This is a genomic window from Neorhizobium sp. PAMB6716, from assembly GCF_058242805.1.
Window position 1 is genome coordinate 19877 of the sequence record NZ_JBZAYW010000003.1, and the last position, 15768, is coordinate 35644.

The 15768-nt window shown below is 61.3% G+C and carries 12 protein-coding genes; 8 read left to right on the forward strand and 4 right to left on the reverse strand.

The genetic code is table 11. The annotated features are described in order from the left end of the window. Positions 1–145 precede the first annotated feature (145 nt). Complete coding sequence (locus AC4CWH_RS25180; protein WP_491288073.1) at positions 146–1477, forward strand: dicarboxylate/amino acid:cation symporter; 1332 nt, start codon at positions 146–148, stop codon at positions 1475–1477. Between the two features lie 88 nt (positions 1478–1565). Here AC4CWH_RS25180 and AC4CWH_RS25185 read toward each other — a convergent pair whose 3' ends face one another. Both AC4CWH_RS25185 and putA read right to left on the reverse strand, forming a co-directional pair. After that, complete coding sequence (locus AC4CWH_RS25185) at positions 1566–2132, reverse strand: DUF922 domain-containing Zn-dependent protease (protein ID WP_491322545.1); 567 nt, start codon at positions 2130–2132, stop codon at positions 1566–1568. Positions 2133–2259: 127 nt separating this feature from the next. Beyond that, positions 2260–5949, reverse strand: coding sequence for a trifunctional transcriptional regulator/proline dehydrogenase/L-glutamate gamma-semialdehyde dehydrogenase (gene putA / locus AC4CWH_RS25190; protein WP_491322462.1), 3690 nt, complete (start codon positions 5947–5949; stop codon positions 2260–2262). Positions 5950–6081: 132 nt separating this feature from the next. Between putA and AC4CWH_RS25195 the strand changes: the two genes are divergently transcribed. After that, positions 6082–6543 (forward strand): Lrp/AsnC family transcriptional regulator, encoded by a 462-nt coding sequence (locus AC4CWH_RS25195; RefSeq protein WP_491322463.1) that lies wholly within the window; start codon positions 6082–6084, stop codon positions 6541–6543. 221 nt (positions 6544–6764) lie between these two features. On the opposite strand, the gene AC4CWH_RS25200 is transcribed toward AC4CWH_RS25195, so the two are convergent. Beyond that, on the reverse strand, positions 6765–6938 hold the full coding sequence (locus AC4CWH_RS25200) for a DUF1328 domain-containing protein (RefSeq protein ID WP_377297187.1): 174 nt from the start codon (positions 6936–6938) through the stop codon (positions 6765–6767). 235 nt (positions 6939–7173) lie between these two features. Here AC4CWH_RS25200 and AC4CWH_RS25205 point away from each other — a divergent pair, with 235 nt between their 5' ends. Further along, positions 7174–8070 carry a helix-turn-helix domain-containing protein gene (locus AC4CWH_RS25205; protein ID WP_491322464.1) on the forward strand — a complete coding sequence of 299 codons (897 nt, stop codon included), beginning with the start codon at positions 7174–7176 and terminating at the stop codon, positions 8068–8070. A gap of 37 nt (positions 8071–8107) precedes the next feature. Here the strand turns inward: AC4CWH_RS25205 and AC4CWH_RS25210 are convergent, their stop codons facing one another. Continuing rightward, positions 8108–10219, reverse strand: coding sequence for a TonB-dependent siderophore receptor (locus AC4CWH_RS25210; RefSeq protein ID WP_491322465.1), 2112 nt, complete (start codon positions 10217–10219; stop codon positions 8108–8110). 278 nt (positions 10220–10497) lie between these two features. Between AC4CWH_RS25210 and AC4CWH_RS25215 the strand changes: the two genes are divergently transcribed. Genes AC4CWH_RS25215 through AC4CWH_RS25235 form a run of 5 tightly spaced genes read left to right on the forward strand, consistent with a single transcriptional unit; the run spans position 10498 to position 15392 of the window. Next, positions 10498–11451: an iron-siderophore ABC transporter substrate-binding protein gene (locus AC4CWH_RS25215; protein ID WP_491322546.1), complete on the forward strand. Its 954-nt coding sequence runs from the start codon at positions 10498–10500 to the stop codon at positions 11449–11451. Continuing rightward, positions 11448–12467 (forward strand): FecCD family ABC transporter permease, encoded by a 1020-nt coding sequence (locus AC4CWH_RS25220; RefSeq protein ID WP_491322466.1) that lies wholly within the window; start codon positions 11448–11450, stop codon positions 12465–12467. Before AC4CWH_RS25215 ends, AC4CWH_RS25220 begins: the two co-directional genes overlap by 4 nt. After that, the gene (locus tag AC4CWH_RS25225; protein WP_491322467.1) at positions 12464–13504 is read left to right on the forward strand and encodes a FecCD family ABC transporter permease; all 1041 of its coding nucleotides are present in this window, start codon (positions 12464–12466) and stop codon (positions 13502–13504) included. The genes AC4CWH_RS25220 and AC4CWH_RS25225 overlap by 4 nt, the downstream gene beginning before the upstream one ends. Continuing rightward, positions 13501–14331 carry an ABC transporter ATP-binding protein gene (locus AC4CWH_RS25230; protein WP_491322468.1) on the forward strand — a complete coding sequence of 277 codons (831 nt, stop codon included), beginning with the start codon at positions 13501–13503 and terminating at the stop codon, positions 14329–14331. The genes AC4CWH_RS25225 and AC4CWH_RS25230 overlap by 4 nt, the downstream gene beginning before the upstream one ends. Next, on the forward strand, positions 14328–15392 hold the full coding sequence (locus AC4CWH_RS25235) for a DUF2218 domain-containing protein (RefSeq protein ID WP_491322469.1): 1065 nt from the start codon (positions 14328–14330) through the stop codon (positions 15390–15392). The genes AC4CWH_RS25230 and AC4CWH_RS25235 overlap by 4 nt, the downstream gene beginning before the upstream one ends. Positions 15393–15768 lie beyond the last annotated feature (376 nt).

Below are 15768 nucleotides of genomic sequence, written 5' to 3' on the forward strand. Positions count from 1 at the left end.
AAGCGCACGACAACAGAAATCCATTTATTTTCAATCGGTTGCAAATCAACCGCGAACTGGCATGGGCATTGCTACTCGAAGGACATCGTTAAAAGACCGCCCCGGGAGAGCCGTTTCGGTTGGGGCGCGATGGAGGATCTATCGCATGGACATGAATCTTGAGGCCGCCACGCCGCGCGGCAAAATTCCGCTGTACCGGCAATTGTATGTGCAGGTTCTGGTGGCCATCGCTGCCGGCATCACGCTCGGCCATTTCTACCCTGAAGTTGGCGCTTCGCTGAAGCCGCTCGGGGACGCATTCATTCGCCTGGTCAAGATGATCATCGCACCGGTGATTTTTCTGACCGTTGCCACCGGCATTGCCGGCATGTCCGACCTCAAAAAGGTTGGCCGCGTGGCTGGCAAGGCCATGCTCTACTTCCTGACCTTCTCGACGCTGGCGCTTGCCATCGGCATGCTTGTCGCAAACGTCGTGCAGCCGGGCAGCGGCATGCATATCGATCCGGCATCGCTCGATGCGTCTGCCGTTTCGACCTATGCCACCAAGGCGCATGAAACCTCGATCACCGGCTTCCTGATGAACATCATCCCGACGACCATCGTCGGGGCTTTTGCGGAAGGTGATATTCTGCAGGTGCTGTTCTTCTCCGTGCTGTTTGGTATCTCGCTTGGCATGGTGGGTGAGCGCGGCCGGCCGGTCACCGATTTCCTGAACGCGGTGACAGCGCCGATCTTCAAGCTGGTGGCCATCCTGATGAAGGCGGCGCCCATCGGTGCCTTCGGCGCCATGGCCTTTACCATCGGCAAATACGGCATCGGTTCGATTGCCAATCTCGCCTTCCTGATCGGCACCTTCTACCTCACCTCGCTGCTCTTCGTGTTCGTGGTGCTCGGTGCGGTCGCCCGTTATAACGGCTTCTCGATCGTTGCGCTTATTCGCTACATCAAGGAAGAACTGCTGCTGGTTCTCGGCACGTCCTCGTCGGAAGCAGCGCTTCCCGGCCTGATGCAGAAGATGGAACGCGCCGGCTGCAAGCGCTCGGTCGTCGGTCTCGTCATCCCGACAGGTTATTCGTTCAACCTCGACGGCACCAATATCTACATGACGCTGGCAGCGCTGTTCATCGCGCAGGCAACCGACATCCACCTGTCATTCGGCGAGCAGATCCTGCTGCTGCTGGTGGCGATGCTCAGCTCCAAGGGTGCCGCCGGCATCACCGGCGCCGGCTTCATCACGCTCGCCGCCACGCTGTCTGTCGTTCCCTCCGTGCCGGTTGCCGGCATGGCGCTGATCCTCGGCATCGACCGTTTCATGTCGGAATGCCGGGCGCTGACCAACTTCGTCGGCAATGCGGTGGCCACCATCGTTGTTGCCCGCTGGGAAAACGAGCTGGACACGGCAAAGCTTGCCGAAGCCATGGCCGGCCGCCTGCCTGCGGAACCGGCCATTCCGGCGAACCTGCAGCCGGCGGAATAAGTTTCCTCCCAAGGAAAGGGCCCGAAATGGCTCATCAGAAAGCCCGCCGGCACCCCTCGGCGGGCTTTCTCTTTGTGGGCGTCAAATATCAGGGGCCGTTGACCAGCGACAGGATCAATTGATGCACGTTGCCGCCGGGGTTTAGCTCCACTCGGTCGAACTCCACGTTTTTTGCCCGCTCCGCCTTCGACAGCTCACCCAGGCGCGCCGTCAGCACCTGCCGGATCTTCTGGCAGCCGGGGTCGTTGTCCACGCGAAGACCAAGGCTGAAATCCTGGATCTGCTGAACCAACTCCTTGATGAACCCGCCATGCACCCGCTCATGTTTTTCCACGCCCCGGATGAAGCGCCCCCAGCTGTCCGCCACATCAGGCGAAAGCCGGCCCGACGGCTTTGGCAGCATATAGGTGATGATGACCTTGGGTTTTGCAACGGTGATAGCGCAGGCCGAACCTTGCGGTTCATAGATGCGTGTCCAGGTCAGCTTGAAACTGGTATGGGCGATGGCAAGGCCGCCGCCGGCCTCCGGTGCCCGCGCGCCGATCGCCTCATAAAGAGCTGCCCCCGTCGTGCCCGAGATCGAATAGGTCTTGATCTGCTCGACCGCCTGCCAATCGGCAGCGACGGACGCCGTCGGCGCAAGACACAAAAGCAGCCCGAAAACTGCGGTGCCATGAAACCCGTTATTCCAGCCCTGCACGCCTGTTTCCTGTCCGAATAAAAAGCCGCCGATCCATACGACCGACGGCCTATCATAGAAGTTGGCTGTGCGCGGGCAAGCCTCAGCCGATCGACATCAGGCTGGCATTGCCGCCGGCGGCTGCGGTATTGATCGAGGTCGATACCTCTTCCAGCAGCCAGTTGAGGCAATAGGCGTCCGGCCGGCCGACATCTGCCGACGAAGCCGCCTGCGCCAGAAGCAGCGGGCCCGGAAGCTCGGCAATACGCTGCAGGACTTCCGTCACCGCCGCGCCCTCTCCTTCGATCAGCGCGCCGGAGAGCAGGCCGGCCGATGCCCAGTCGTCGGCAAACCTGATCCGCGCCGAAAGGCTTGCCGGCAAAGGCTCAAGCTGCGAGCCAAGGCCGCCTGCCCTATCGACGACGGCGCTGTTGCCGGTGGCAAGCACGGCAGCAATCTGTGTCAGCAGCCCGTCTTCAGTCTGTGCGACGAGAAGAATCTGGCCACGCGGATGAAGCGCATACAGATTGCGCTCGCCAACCGGACCTGCCAGCTGCAATTCCAGCCCGAGCGCCGACTGGCTGCCGATGGCGCGCGCCCGTTCCGCCACCTCCGGCTTCTGGCGATCGTCGAGGAAACGGGCAAGATCCGTCAGCGCCGGATCGAGATGCACGGAACTCAATTGCGGCGGCTCCGGCGGTGTTTCCACCAGACGGCCAAGATACAGCGGGCCACCGGCTTTGGGTCCGGTGCCGGAAAGGCCGCGCCCGCCAAACGGCTGCACGCCAACGACGGCACCGATGACGTTGCGGTTGATATAGCGGTTGCCGGTGCGGATACGGCCCATCACATGGGCGATGGTTTCATCAAGGCGGGTATGCAGACCGAAGGTCAGGCCGTAGCCGGTGGCGTTGATATCGTCGATCAGCCGGTCGAGATCGGCCCGGCGATAACGGATGACATGCAGGACAGGCCCAAAAACCTCACGCTGAAGCTCTCTCAGCGACGACAGTTCGATGATGGCGGGTGCGACGAACGTGCCGGCCGCCGTTTCTTGCGGCAGGCTTGCGCGGTGGATGGAGCATCTGAGCGATGCCATCTGGCGCACATGCGCCTCAATGGTCTCTTTGGCCTCCTCAGTGATGACGGGGCCGATATCGACGCTCAGCCGATCGGTCCGGCCGATGGAAAGCTCGGCCAGCGCGCCCTTGAGCATCACCAGCACACGGTCTGCCACCTCTTCCTGCAGGCACAGAACCCGCAGCGCCGAACAGCGCTGGCCGGCGCTATCAAAGGCGGAAGCAATGACATCGCCCACCACCTGTTCGGCCAGCGCCGAGCTATCGACGATCATGGCATTCTGCCCGCCGGTTTCGGCAATGAGCGGGATCGGTTTTCCGAGTGACGACAGCCGGCCGGCAAGCTGCTTCTGGATGAGCCGCGCCACCTCCGTCGAGCCGGTAAACATCACGGCAGAAACGCCGGGCGCAGCAACGAGGGCCGCCCCGATACGTCCATCGCCCGGCAGCATTTGCAGGGCGGCGGCGGGAATGCCGGCCTCATGCAGGATACGCACAGCCTCTGCGGCAATGAGCGGCGTTTCCTCGGCGGGTTTTGCAAGCACTGGGTTGCCCGCCACAAGCGCTGCGGCCACCTGGCCGGTAAAGATTGCGAGCGGAAAATTCCACGGGCTGATGCAGACCACAGGGCCAAGCGGTTTATGGGCAGGGCCCAGGGTGCGCTTTGCCTGCTCGGCATAATAGCGCAGAAAATCCACAGCCTCGCGCACTTCGGCAATAGCGTTGAAGACGGATTTTCCGGCTTCGCGCATGATGAGGCCGAGAAGCTGCGGCATGCGCTCCTCAAGACGATCTGCGGCGCGCTCCAGGCAGGCGGCACGCTCGGTGGGGGCAACAGCACCCCAGGCCATACAGTCCGTTGCGGCAATCTCCACGGCACGGCGCGCCATCTCTTCGCTGCAGGCCGTCACGTGGCCGACGACATCACCGTGATCGGCAGGGTTGAGCACGGGCTCTGCCGCCATCGCTGGAGCCTCGAAGGCAATCAGCGGCACCGCCTGCCAGTTGATGGCAGCGCTTGCCGACAGGTCGCCTGAGAGATCGGCCAGCACCGTCTCGCTCGACAGATCAAGGCCTACCGAATTGCGCCGAGCCTTGCCAAACAGGTCTTTCGGCAGGTCGATCCGGTCGTGACGGGCGCCGGGCTCGGCCATGGCCCTCACCACATCGACCGGATCGGCGATCATCTCATCGACCGAGACCTTTTCATCGGCAATGCGATTGACGAAGGAGGAATTGGCGCCGTTTTCCAGAAGGCGGCGCACGAGATAGGCGAGCAGCGTTTCATGCGTGCCCACAGGCGCATAGATGCGGCACGGTCGCGCCAGTTTATCCTTGCCCACCACCTCTTCGTAGAGCGGTTCGCCCATGCCGTGCAGGCACTGGAACTCGTAGGAGCCGACAGAAAAGTCCGGCCCTGCCATGTGATAAACGGCGGCGAGCGTCTGGGCATTGTGGGTGGCAAATTGCGGGAAAACGGCATCACGTGCGTCGAGCAGTTTTTTCGCGCAGGCGAGGTAGGAAACGTCCGTGTGGACCTTGCGGGTATAGACGGGGAAATCGCTCAAACCATCCAGCTGGGCACGCTTGATTTCCGCATCCCAATAGGCGCCCTTGACGAGGCGCAGCATGATGCGGTGGCCGGAGCGGCGTGCGAGATCAATGATGAAATCGAGCACGAAGGGGCAGCGCTTGCCATAGGCCTGCACGACAAAGCCGATGCCGTTCCAGCCCGCCAGATCCGCATCGAGGCAGAGACTTTCCAGAAGATCGAGGGAAAGCTCCAGCCGGTCTGCTTCTTCCGCATCGATGTTGAGGCCGATGTCATAGGTTTTGGCGAGAAGCGCCAAGGCCTTTACCCGCGGCAGAAGCTCGTCCATCACGCGCGAGACTTGGGTTCGCTGATAACGTGGATGAAGCGCCGAAAGCTTGATCGAAATGCCGGGGCCGGCATAAACGCCACGCCCGGCGGCAGCCTTGCCGATGGCATGAATGGCGGTTTCATAATCGCGGTAATAACGCTCGGCGTCGGCCATAGTGGTCGCGGCTTCGCCGAGCATGTCATAGGAATAACCAAAACCCTTGTCTTCCATCGTGCGGGCACGGCGCAGCGCCTCATCGATGGTTTCGCCGGTCACGAACTGCTCGCCCATCATGCGCATGGCCATATCCACGCCGCGCCGGATGACCGGCTCACCGCAGCGGGCGATGAGCCGGGTGAGTGCTGCCGAAAGGCTGCGGTCATTGACGGTGGCCGTCAGCTTGCCCGTCACCACCAGCCCCCAGGTGGCGGCATTGACGAAGAGCGAGCGCCCGCCCCCCATATGCGACTTCCAATCGCCGGCCGAGATCTTGTCGCGGATCAGCGCATCACGGGTGGCGGTATCGGGGATGCGCAAAAGCGCCTCGGCAAGGCACATCAGCGCCACGCCTTCCTGGCTGGAGAGTGAATATTCATGCACCAGACCCTCGACGCCGCTGCCGCGATGTTTGGCGCGAAGCGCCGTTACCAGCGCGCGGGCGGTCTCGCGGATCTCGCGCTTATCCGCTTCCGGCAGTGTTGCCGCCTGCAGCAGCGGCTGAAGGCATTCGGCCTCCGGGCGGCGATAAGCGGCGGTAATCGCTTGCCGCAGTGGTGTCTGCGGCCGGATCGGCGGTGCGAAATCGGCAAAGGGCTGGCGGGAGAGTGTGGAGGGGGCGCCGGAAAGGGTCATCGGAAGGTCTCGATCACGAGGGCTGACGGTGGCCACAGATTACACCAAAGACACGTCCATCCAGCGTCTTTAATAATGGCATTTAATAGAGAATTTCGTTATTAATTATGAAAATCTACGGAGGATTTCTCTATGGACTTGCCAAAAACAGACGAACTGGACATTTTCGATCTGAAGATCATCGAGGCGGTGTCGGACAATGGGCGGATTTCGGTGACGGATCTCGCGGCCAAAATCGGCCTGTCCAAAACGCCGTGTAATGCACGCCTGAAGCGCCTGGTGGACCACGGCTATATCCTGGGCTTTCGTGCCGTGATCAATCCACAAAAGCTCGGCCTCGATCACGTGGCCTTTGCCGAGGTGAAGCTTTCGGACACGCGGGAAAAGGCACTGACCGAATTCAATCAGGCCGTGCGGCGGATCAAGGAAGTGGAAGAGTGCCACATGATCGCCGGCCGCTTCGACTATCTGCTGAAGGTGCGGACCCAAAACATCCGCCGTTATCGGGAGGTTCTGGGCGAGAAGATCTCAAGTCTTCCCCATGTGGCAAGCACGTCCACATCGGTTGCGATGCAGTCCGTCAAGGAAAGCTGACCGGACAAAAAACAGGCAAGAATGCTGTCGTTTTTTTGACAGGGAGTACCGTTTTTGGGCAAGTCGCCCTCGCCGTTAACAGGGAACTCCGGCTAGATAAGACGCTCGCAAACCGAAAGGCCTTGCGAGTTTTCCCCCAGATTTGCCCTGCCGCTTGGCAGGGCTTTTTTCTCTCGGGGACGTCATCGCCCATAGGCGACCATTGTCATCCTTCGTGACGTCTAGAACACCACGCTTCCGGCCATGAAGGCGAGGACGACGAAAACCAGGAACACGATGATGGCGATGAAGAACAGGACACGCGCAATCGTCGCGGTCGCAGCCGATACGCCGGAAAAACCGAGGAAGCCGGAAATCAGAGAGATAACGAGAAAAATAAGAGCCCACTTCAGCATGATCGTTCCTTAAGCGTCGTTTGCTGCCTTAAACGCAGCAGCCTCAACCGGGTTCCATGGCCTTTCCGCTGTTGGTGCCGCGGCTGTGGCCCCTTGAGACCCGTGCGACAATGCGCCATGATCGGCCCATTGCCGCAGGCTGCAGAGCCGACCAAGAATGCGCGGCGAGTCGGGGTTTTCCGCTTGATCCCATCGGTCGATGCCGGCAAGGACGCTGGCCAGGAAGGAGGGTCCCTTGACATATCAGCATTCGATGATCTGCCACACGGAGGGCATCCAGGCGCTCGGTCCGGCAAAGTGGCGCGGCCATGACGGGTCCGTCAGCGTGTTCTGGGATGCCCGGGGCGAGGCAGGCGCCAAGGGTTATTATCTCTCGCCTGACCCGAAAATCATGCTGTTCTTCAACGACGTGTCCGAGCAGATCTCCATCACCAACCGCGCGGTGGAGACTGAGGGGCAGTTTCGACCGATGACACGCGCCCTCTATGTGCCGGCTGGCGTTCCGATGTGGAGCCGCTTCACGTCCATGCACCGGTTCTCCCATCTCGATCTTCACCTGCATCGGGATCGTCTGGTGAAGCTGCTGGCGCCATCGATCGGTCGGTCTGCGGCGCTTGCGGCCTTGCAAAAGCCGGTGGAAACACAGGAGACCCTTGCCGTTGAAAAGCTGGCGAGCCTGCTGGTCGAGGAAGTCTCGGCACCCTCCCGGCATACGGCCTTTTCGGAAAGCCTGATCGCCGGCATCGTGACGGGGCTTCTGGATCTGTCAGGGGCCGAGGAGAAACCTTGCGGGCGCCTGACGCAGGCGCAGATGAACAAGCTCGAGGGTTTTCTCGCGTCGCGGACGGATTTCCGTGCGTCGGTTGCGGAAATGGCGGCGGTGGTGGGGCTCTCGGAAAGCTGGTTTGCCAGCGCCTTCAAGCAGACAACAGGCGTGACGCCGCTGCGCTGGCAACTCTCAAAGCGTATCGCCATGGCGCAAAGGCTTCTGCTCGGCAGCGGGCTGACCGTGGCCGATATCGCCCTCCAGCTGGGCTTTTCAGATCAGGCGCACCTCACCAAGGCATTTCGCGATACGGTCGGGGAAACCCCGGCCGCCTGGCGCCGCTCGCAGCAGAGGCAGCACGTCTAGAGGGTGCCGTCCGAAACGCCGGACGGCACCGATAGCTTTACCAGGTCTGGCGAAGCGTTGCCGAGATCGCCCGGCCGGGATTGTAGAAATCCGCGCCGAAGCCGCCATAGGCCACATGCTTTTCATCGAAGATATTGCTGGCATGGAATTCCAGTGAGGTGTTTTTTGCCACCTTGTAGGTGATTGCCGCATCGAAAACGACACTGCTGCTGGTCTTCTGGGTATTGGCATCATCGAAATAATAGGCGCTTGAATAACGGCCGCCGACCCCGAACGTCATGTCCCCGCGGCGTCCGTTGCCTTCCAGCGCGTAATTCACCCAGACCGAGGCGATATGATGCGGCACGAAGGAAAGCTCGTTGCCCTCATTCCCCTGCGTTCCGTTCTTCACGATCTCGGAGGAGAGATAGGAATAGGCAGCCGTCAGGCTCCACGCATTGGTCAGTTCCGCCTTCGCCTCCAGATCGAGACCGCGCACGCGCGCTTCGCCGATGGTGGATTGAAGGTTGGTGGCCGGGTTGGTGCGGGTGATGTTGTTCTTGGTGAGGTCATAGACGGCAGCCGTAAAGAGCGCCGGGAAGGCCTCCGGGCTGTATTTCACGCCCACTTCATACTGTTCGCCGCGCTCCGGCTCCACGGAAACCGAGGCCGGCACCACCGATTGCGCGTAGCTCGCATAGGTCGCGATCTCCTCCGTCCACCGGTAGGTCAGGCCGAAGCGGCTGGTGAATTCGCTGAAATCGCCTTCCTCTACCGCGCCCGAGAGGCGGTTGGACTGCTTCATGTCAATCCAGTCATTGCGCAGGCCGACAGAGGCAATCAGCTTTTCGGAAAAGGTGAGGTCCTGCTGCACGTAAAGCGCCTTGGTATCCTGGTCCGTCTTGGTGCTGGCATAAAGCGGCACGGAGGATGGAGCGCCGGTATAAACCGGGTTCAGCCAGTCGATGCCGGGTGCTGCCCCGTAATAGGAGCGGCTTGAATTGCCGGAGCGGTTATATTCCATGCCGACAAGGCTGCGGCTTTCGATCGTTTCGAAGCTTGCATCATATTGCAAGTGTGCATCGATAATGAAGGCGTCCAGCGCCGTGTCATTGCCGAAATAGGAGCGGTTGGCGATGGTGCCGCTCGCCGGTGTCGAGGAAATATAGGCGTAACCGAAATCGCTGTTGGTCTTGGAATAACGAGCGTTCGAGTTGAAGGTCAGGCCCGATCCAAAATCATGGTCGACCATGACGCTGACCGAATTCCGGTTCGTGCCGCGGTAATTGTAGTCGGGTTCGCCGAAGAAGCGGCTCCGGTCGAAATCCGTGCCGACCGGATGGCCGCCGCTGCCGGGAACGCCGTCGCGGTTCAGGTGGTCGTAGATGACGCTGAGGCTGGTGACGTCAGTCGGGCGCCAGGTGAGGCCACCCATGAAAAACTTCTCGTCGTTCTGCGAAAAATCATATTCCTCGTCGGCTTTGCGGACCTTGCCGGTGAGGCGGTAGGACAGCGTATCGTCCTCGGTAATGTTGTCGCCGAAGTCAAAGCCCGCCTCGGCGCTGTCGAAGGAGCCGCCTGTGGTATAGACCTCACCAAAGCGCTCCGTTTTCGGCCGCTTGGTGACAAAGTTAACCGAGCCGCCCGGATCCGACACGCCAGATGTGGTGGAGTTGGCACCCTTCAGAACCTCGACCCGCTCGAACGCATAGGCTTCTTCGCGAATGCCGCCGAAGGGGCGCCCGATCAGCAAACCATCGCGATAGGTATGGGCATCAAAGCCGCGGATCTTGAAATAATCGAAGCGGTCGTCCGAGCCGTAGAAATCGGTGGCAACGCCTGCGCTATATTGCAGGACCTCTTCCACCGTCTGCGCATTGCGCTGCTGGATTTCCTTGGCGGTGATTACCGAAACGGAGGCGGGCGTATCGAGGATATCGGTTGCCATCTTGCTGCCGGCCGTCGACGTGCGGGCGACGATGGAGCGCGCATCATCATCGGCCGCCGTGCCGGCAATGGTGATCCGCTCCAGAACCGTCGTACCTTCTGCGTCCTGCGCCTGCGCAAATGACGGTGCCAGAAGAGCCAGCGCCGTGCAGCCAAGCAGAACGGCTTTCCGTGACGCGATGCGAACCCTTTGCCCCTGAACGCATGGTGATGTGCTGTGCATGTGTAAAATCCGATACAATGATGCCCGCCCGCACCATTGCCGGTGCAAAGCCCCCAAATCTCGCGGGAATCCCTAACTTGAGTATCAGTGTCCGGTATTGTAGAAATCCCCGTTTTAGAACAAAACCCCGGAAACTTCTCAAGCTATCTCCGGGCTTTGCCGGGATCACGGTTGACGCCGCGGCGTGAACCTGAAAGTGAGGCTCAACTTAACGAACGGGAGACGTATCCGTGCTGCTTTGGTTGAAGGCATCCTTGCGCCCGGCCGTTCTCGGCCTTTTGCTCGCACTCGTGCAGGCCGAAAGTGCGGCCGCGCAGGAGACGGTTTTCCCCGTCACCATCGAGCATGCCTTCGGCAAGACGGTCATCCCCGCCAAGCCGCAGCGTGTCGCCACTGTGTCCTGGGCTAATCATGAAGTTCCGCTGGCGCTCGGCATCGTGCCGGTCGGGTTTGCTGCGGCCAATTTTGGCGACGACGATGGCGACGGCCTTCTGCCCTGGGTGGCGGAAAAGCTTGCGGAACTGAAAGCGGAAAAACCTGTCCTGTTCGATGAAGGAGATGGCATCGACTTTGAAGCCGTCGCAGCCACCCGGCCGGATGTCATCCTTGCCGCCTATTCCGGCCTCTCAAAAGCCGATTACGATACGCTGAGCCAGATTGCGCCCGTCATTGCCTATCCTCAATCGCCCTGGTCGACGGATTGGCGCGACATGATCCGCTTAAACAGCGCAGGCCTTGGCATGACGGAGGAAGGCGAAGCGCTGATCCGCGCCACTGAGAGGCAGATTGCCGAGACCGTCGCGCGCCATCCGGAACTTTCCGGCAAACGCGCGATGTTCATCACGCATCTGGCTGAAAACGATCTGAGCACCGTCAATTTCTACACCACCAGCGATACCCGCGTGCGGTTCTTTGCGGATCTTGGTTTGTCGGCACCGTCGAGTGTTGTCGAAGCCTCCAAGGGCAACCGCTTTTCCGGCTCGATTAGCGCCGAGCGGGTGGATGCCTTCGATGACGTCGACATCATCGTGACCTATGGCGACAAGAGCCTGATCGAGGCCCTGAAAGCCAATCCGCTGCTGGCACGCATGCCGGCCGTCGCCCATGACGCTGTTGTTCTTCTGGGCCGCAACCCGCTTGGAACGGCGGCAAATCCGACGCCGCTCTCCATCTCCTGGTTGCTTGAGGATTATGTTGCGCTTCTGGCGGAAGCGGCCAAGACATCGAAATGAATCCTGAGCGCCACAGAGCCGGGCAGAACCGCGCAAGGAGCATCGCCCTTCTCTCGGCGTTTCTCTTCATGCTGGCACTGTCTGCGCTCTCGGTTGCCATCGGCACGCGCGTCGTCGGGTGGAGCGATATCGTCTCGGCACTGGGCGGACGCGTTGAAACCATAGGCGAGGCCGCCGTTGCCGTGCGCATTCCGCGCACGCTGCTCGCCGCACTGGGCGGTGCGGCCCTTGGCCTTTCCGGCGCCATCATGCAGGGCATTACCCGCAATCCGCTCGCCGATCCCGGCATTCTCGGGGTCAACATGGGCGCATCGCTTGCCGTTGTTATCGGTGTCGCCTGGTTCGACATGGCATCGGCGAGCGCCTATATCTGGACAGCCATCGCCGGCGCCGGCGCGGCCGCCATCTTCGTCTACACGATCGGATCGATCGGCCGCGGCGGGCCAAGCCCGTTGAAGCTCTCTCTGGCGGGGGCGGCGACATCGATTGCGTTTTCTTCCCTCGTCATCGCCGTCATCCTGCCGCGAAACGACATTGCCGGCGGGATCCGCTCCTGGCAGATCGGCGGCGTCGGCGGCGCAACCTTCGACCGGCTTTCCAACGTGCTGCCATTTCTCGCCGTCGGTTTCCTCGTGGCACTCCTCTCGGCCCGCAAGCTGAATTCTCTGGCACTGGGGGATGAACTGGCGGCAGGCCTTGGCGAGCGCGTGGCGCTTGCCCGAGGTGTGGCCGCCTTTGGTGCCGTTCTTCTCTGCGGGGCCACCACTGCCGTCTGCGGGCCGATCGGCTTTGTCGGTCTCGTCGTGCCGCATGTCGTGCGGCTCCTGGCCGGCGTCGATCACCGCTGGCTGCTGCCGTTTTCGGCGCTGGGTGGCGCCTGCCTTCTGCTCACCGCCGATGTGTTCGGCCGCATCATCGCCCGACCGGGGGAAATAGACGTCGGCATTATCACGGCTTTGATCGGCGCTCCGTTTTTCATCTGGATCGTCCGCCGGCAGAAGGTTCGCGACCTGTGACACCGCTCAACGCCACCCTCCAGTCCCTCCGCACGAACCGCCGCCGCAGCGCACGGCGCAGGGTGGCCCTGATCGCGCTGATGCTGGCGGTGGTCGTCGCCCTTTTCCTGCTGACCCTTCTGCTCGGTCAATCCTTCACCCCGCCGCAAGACATTTTTCGGTATCTGCTGGGTGAACCCGTGCCGGGTGTGGCCTTCACCGTTGGCCAGTTGCGGCTGCCGCGTGCCATCCTCTCGGTTCTTGCCGGCGCAAGTTTTGGGCTCGGCGGCGTCGCGTTCCAGACCATGCTGCGCAATCCGCTGGCAAGCCCTGATATTATCGGCATCAGTTACGCCGCCAGTGGCGCTGCCGTCTTTGCCATTGTCGTCCTGTCGCTGAAAGGGCCTGTCGTTTCGGTTCTCGCCGTAACCGCTGCTCTGTCGATCGCGCTTCTGGTCTATGCCCTCTCCTTCCGCAATGGCGTGGCTGGCGCGCGCCTGATCCTTGTCGGCATCGGGGTATCTGCCATGCTGGAGAGCATCATTTCCTATATCCTCTCCGGCGCGTCGGCCTGGAACCTGCAGGAGGCGATGCGCTGGCTGACCGGCAGCGTTAACGGCGTGCCGCTCGATCAGACGCTGCCGCTGCTCGTCGCCTTCATCGTCTTCGGCGGGCTGCTGCTGATCCGAGGGCGAGATCTTGAAACGCTGCGGCTGGGGGATGAGACGGCAGCGGCCTTGGGCGTATCCGTGACGCGCCTGCGCATGATCGTCATCGTCAGTGCCGTCGGCATGATTTCCTTTGCAACGGCCGTGGCAGGCCCCATCGCCTTCGTCGCCTTTCTCTCCGGCCCCATCGCAGCGCGTCTGGTAAAAGAGGGCGGATCGCTGCTGGTGCCCTCGGCGCTGGTCGGTGCCATTCTGGTGCTGGCGGGCGATTATTGCGGGCAGTTCCTGTTTCCGAGCCGCTATCCGGTTGGTGTCGTCACCGGCGCGCTGGGTGCGCCTTATCTCATTTACCTCATCATTCGCGTCAACCGCAGCGGAGGCGCGCCATGACCGACCATCAACTCACCGCAACCGCCCTTCAGGCCGGCTACGGCGATACCCTGATCCTTGACGGTCTCGATCTTGCGGTCGCGGCCGGGCGGATCACCGTCATCGTTGGTGCCAATGCCTGTGGAAAGTCCACGCTTCTGCGCACCCTGTCACGGCTCATCACTCCCCGCTCCGGCCAGGTGGTGCTGGATGGGAAATCGATCCACAAAACCCCGCCGCGTGAGCTTGCGAAAACCCTTGGCCTGCTGCCGCAATCACCCATAGCGCCGGAAGGCATTACGGTCACGGATCTGGTCAGCCGGGGGCGCCATCCGCACCAGGGGCTTTTCTCGCGCTGGACGCTGGAGGATGAGGAGGCCGTCGCCTCGGCCCTTGTGGCAACGGGAACGCAGGATCTGGCCGAGCGCCCGGTGGATGAGCTTTCCGGCGGCCAGCGCCAGCGCGTGTGGATTGCCATGGCGCTTGCCCAGAAGACCGATCTTCTTCTGCTGGACGAGCCGACGACCTTCCTCGACATCAGCCACCAGATCGAGGTACTGGACCTGTTGACGGATCTTAACCACGCGCGTGGCACCACCATCGTCATGGTGTTGCATGATCTCAATCTGGCGGCACGTTATGCAGATTTTCTGGTGGCGATGCTTCACGGAAAGATCCATGCGCTCGGTCCGCCGCGGGAGGTGCTGACGGAAAAAACCGTTCGCGACGTTTTTGGCCTTCAAAGCCGCATCATCGAGGATCCAACCTCCGGCACGCCCATCATGCTTCCCATCGGCCGTCACCGCATGGCCTCGCACCACCCCTTGCACAAGGAAGACCAGCCATGAATGTTTCCCAGGAATTCAAGCTTTCCGGCATCGCTCTGCCGAAGGACGCAAGCGTCTTGCTCGACGAGATCTGCGAGCATTTCGTTGAACATGCCGAGGTGTCCCGTAACGGCAATCTCGTCTTCATGAAGAGCGAAAAGGCACGGGTGGATATCCGGCTGGAGGCGCCGCACCTCCTCATCGAGCTTGCCTGCTCAAGCGAAGAGGACCTGGAGGAAAACCGCACCATGCTTGCGGAGCACCTGTTTTACTTCAACGGCGACGATCCGATGGAACTGACGTGGTCGCAGGCCATGCCGGAAGGTGCCCGCCCGCATGTGCTGGAACTCACCGTCGTTTCTGCGGAAAACGTTACACCGCACATGCGCCGGGTGAAGTTTGCCTGTGCGGACGTGACGCCGTTCGTCAACGACGACATGCATATACGGCTTCTGGTTCCGCCCCGGGGGAGAACGCCGGTCTGGCCGGGGTTTCAGGAAAATGGTCGCATCGCCTGGCCGGAGGGCGAGGATGCGCTTCTGGTGCGCGTCTATACCATCCGCGCCGTGGACGAGGAAAAGCAGGAGTTGTGGATCGATTTCTTCCAGCATCCCGAACCGGGCGTCGCCACGCCGAGGGCTGATTTTGCCCGTGATGCGCTGCCGGGCGACAAGGCTGCCCTGCTCGGCCCCGGCGGCGGACACCGGCCGGAAGCGGCCCGCATGCTGCTGATCGGGGATGAAACCGCGCTGCCGGCGATCGCGCGCATCGCCGCTGAAGTGCCCGAAGGCACGGTCATCGAGGCGATCATCGAGGTTCTCGACGGTATGGAAGAACAGCCGCTGCCGAGTGCCGGCAATCTGCGGGTGGAATGGCTGCACCGCGGGGCAGAGGCCGAACAGGGCGAGAAGCTGGTTGCCGCAGCAAAAGCCGCGATTGCGGTCGTCGATCCGGAAACCTTCATCTGGATCGCCTGCGAAAAGCGCGATCTGCGTCTTCTGCGCTCGCTCCTCAAGGCGCGCCAGCATGACAAGGCGAAAACCTATGCCGCATGGTTCTGGGATCGCAACGCCGCGCAATAATTATCGGACAATTGCTTACTTTTATCATTCGCGAAGCGTCTGGGCTTTGGCCGGCGCTTCGCACTGACGAAGGGCTATCACGTCGTATCTAAGCACTGCGATTTCGGCTGTGCGCAAGACGATGATACCGGCTGCGGAACCGGTGGAGATATACTCCATCCGTCGCCACTACGCGCGCCCTATTGGATATCCTCCCGCAGCGCACCATTTTAGCGAGAACTGAATTTCCAGATGAACCGTAGGATGGTGGCGCTGCAGCGCGGGCTGTGGAAAAGCTTTTTGCTAACTTATCATAAACAAATGTTCCGATAAGACATAGCAAGATATTAAAATTCGAATATTGATTGGCCTGATATGAAATCAACGCCGGACTACC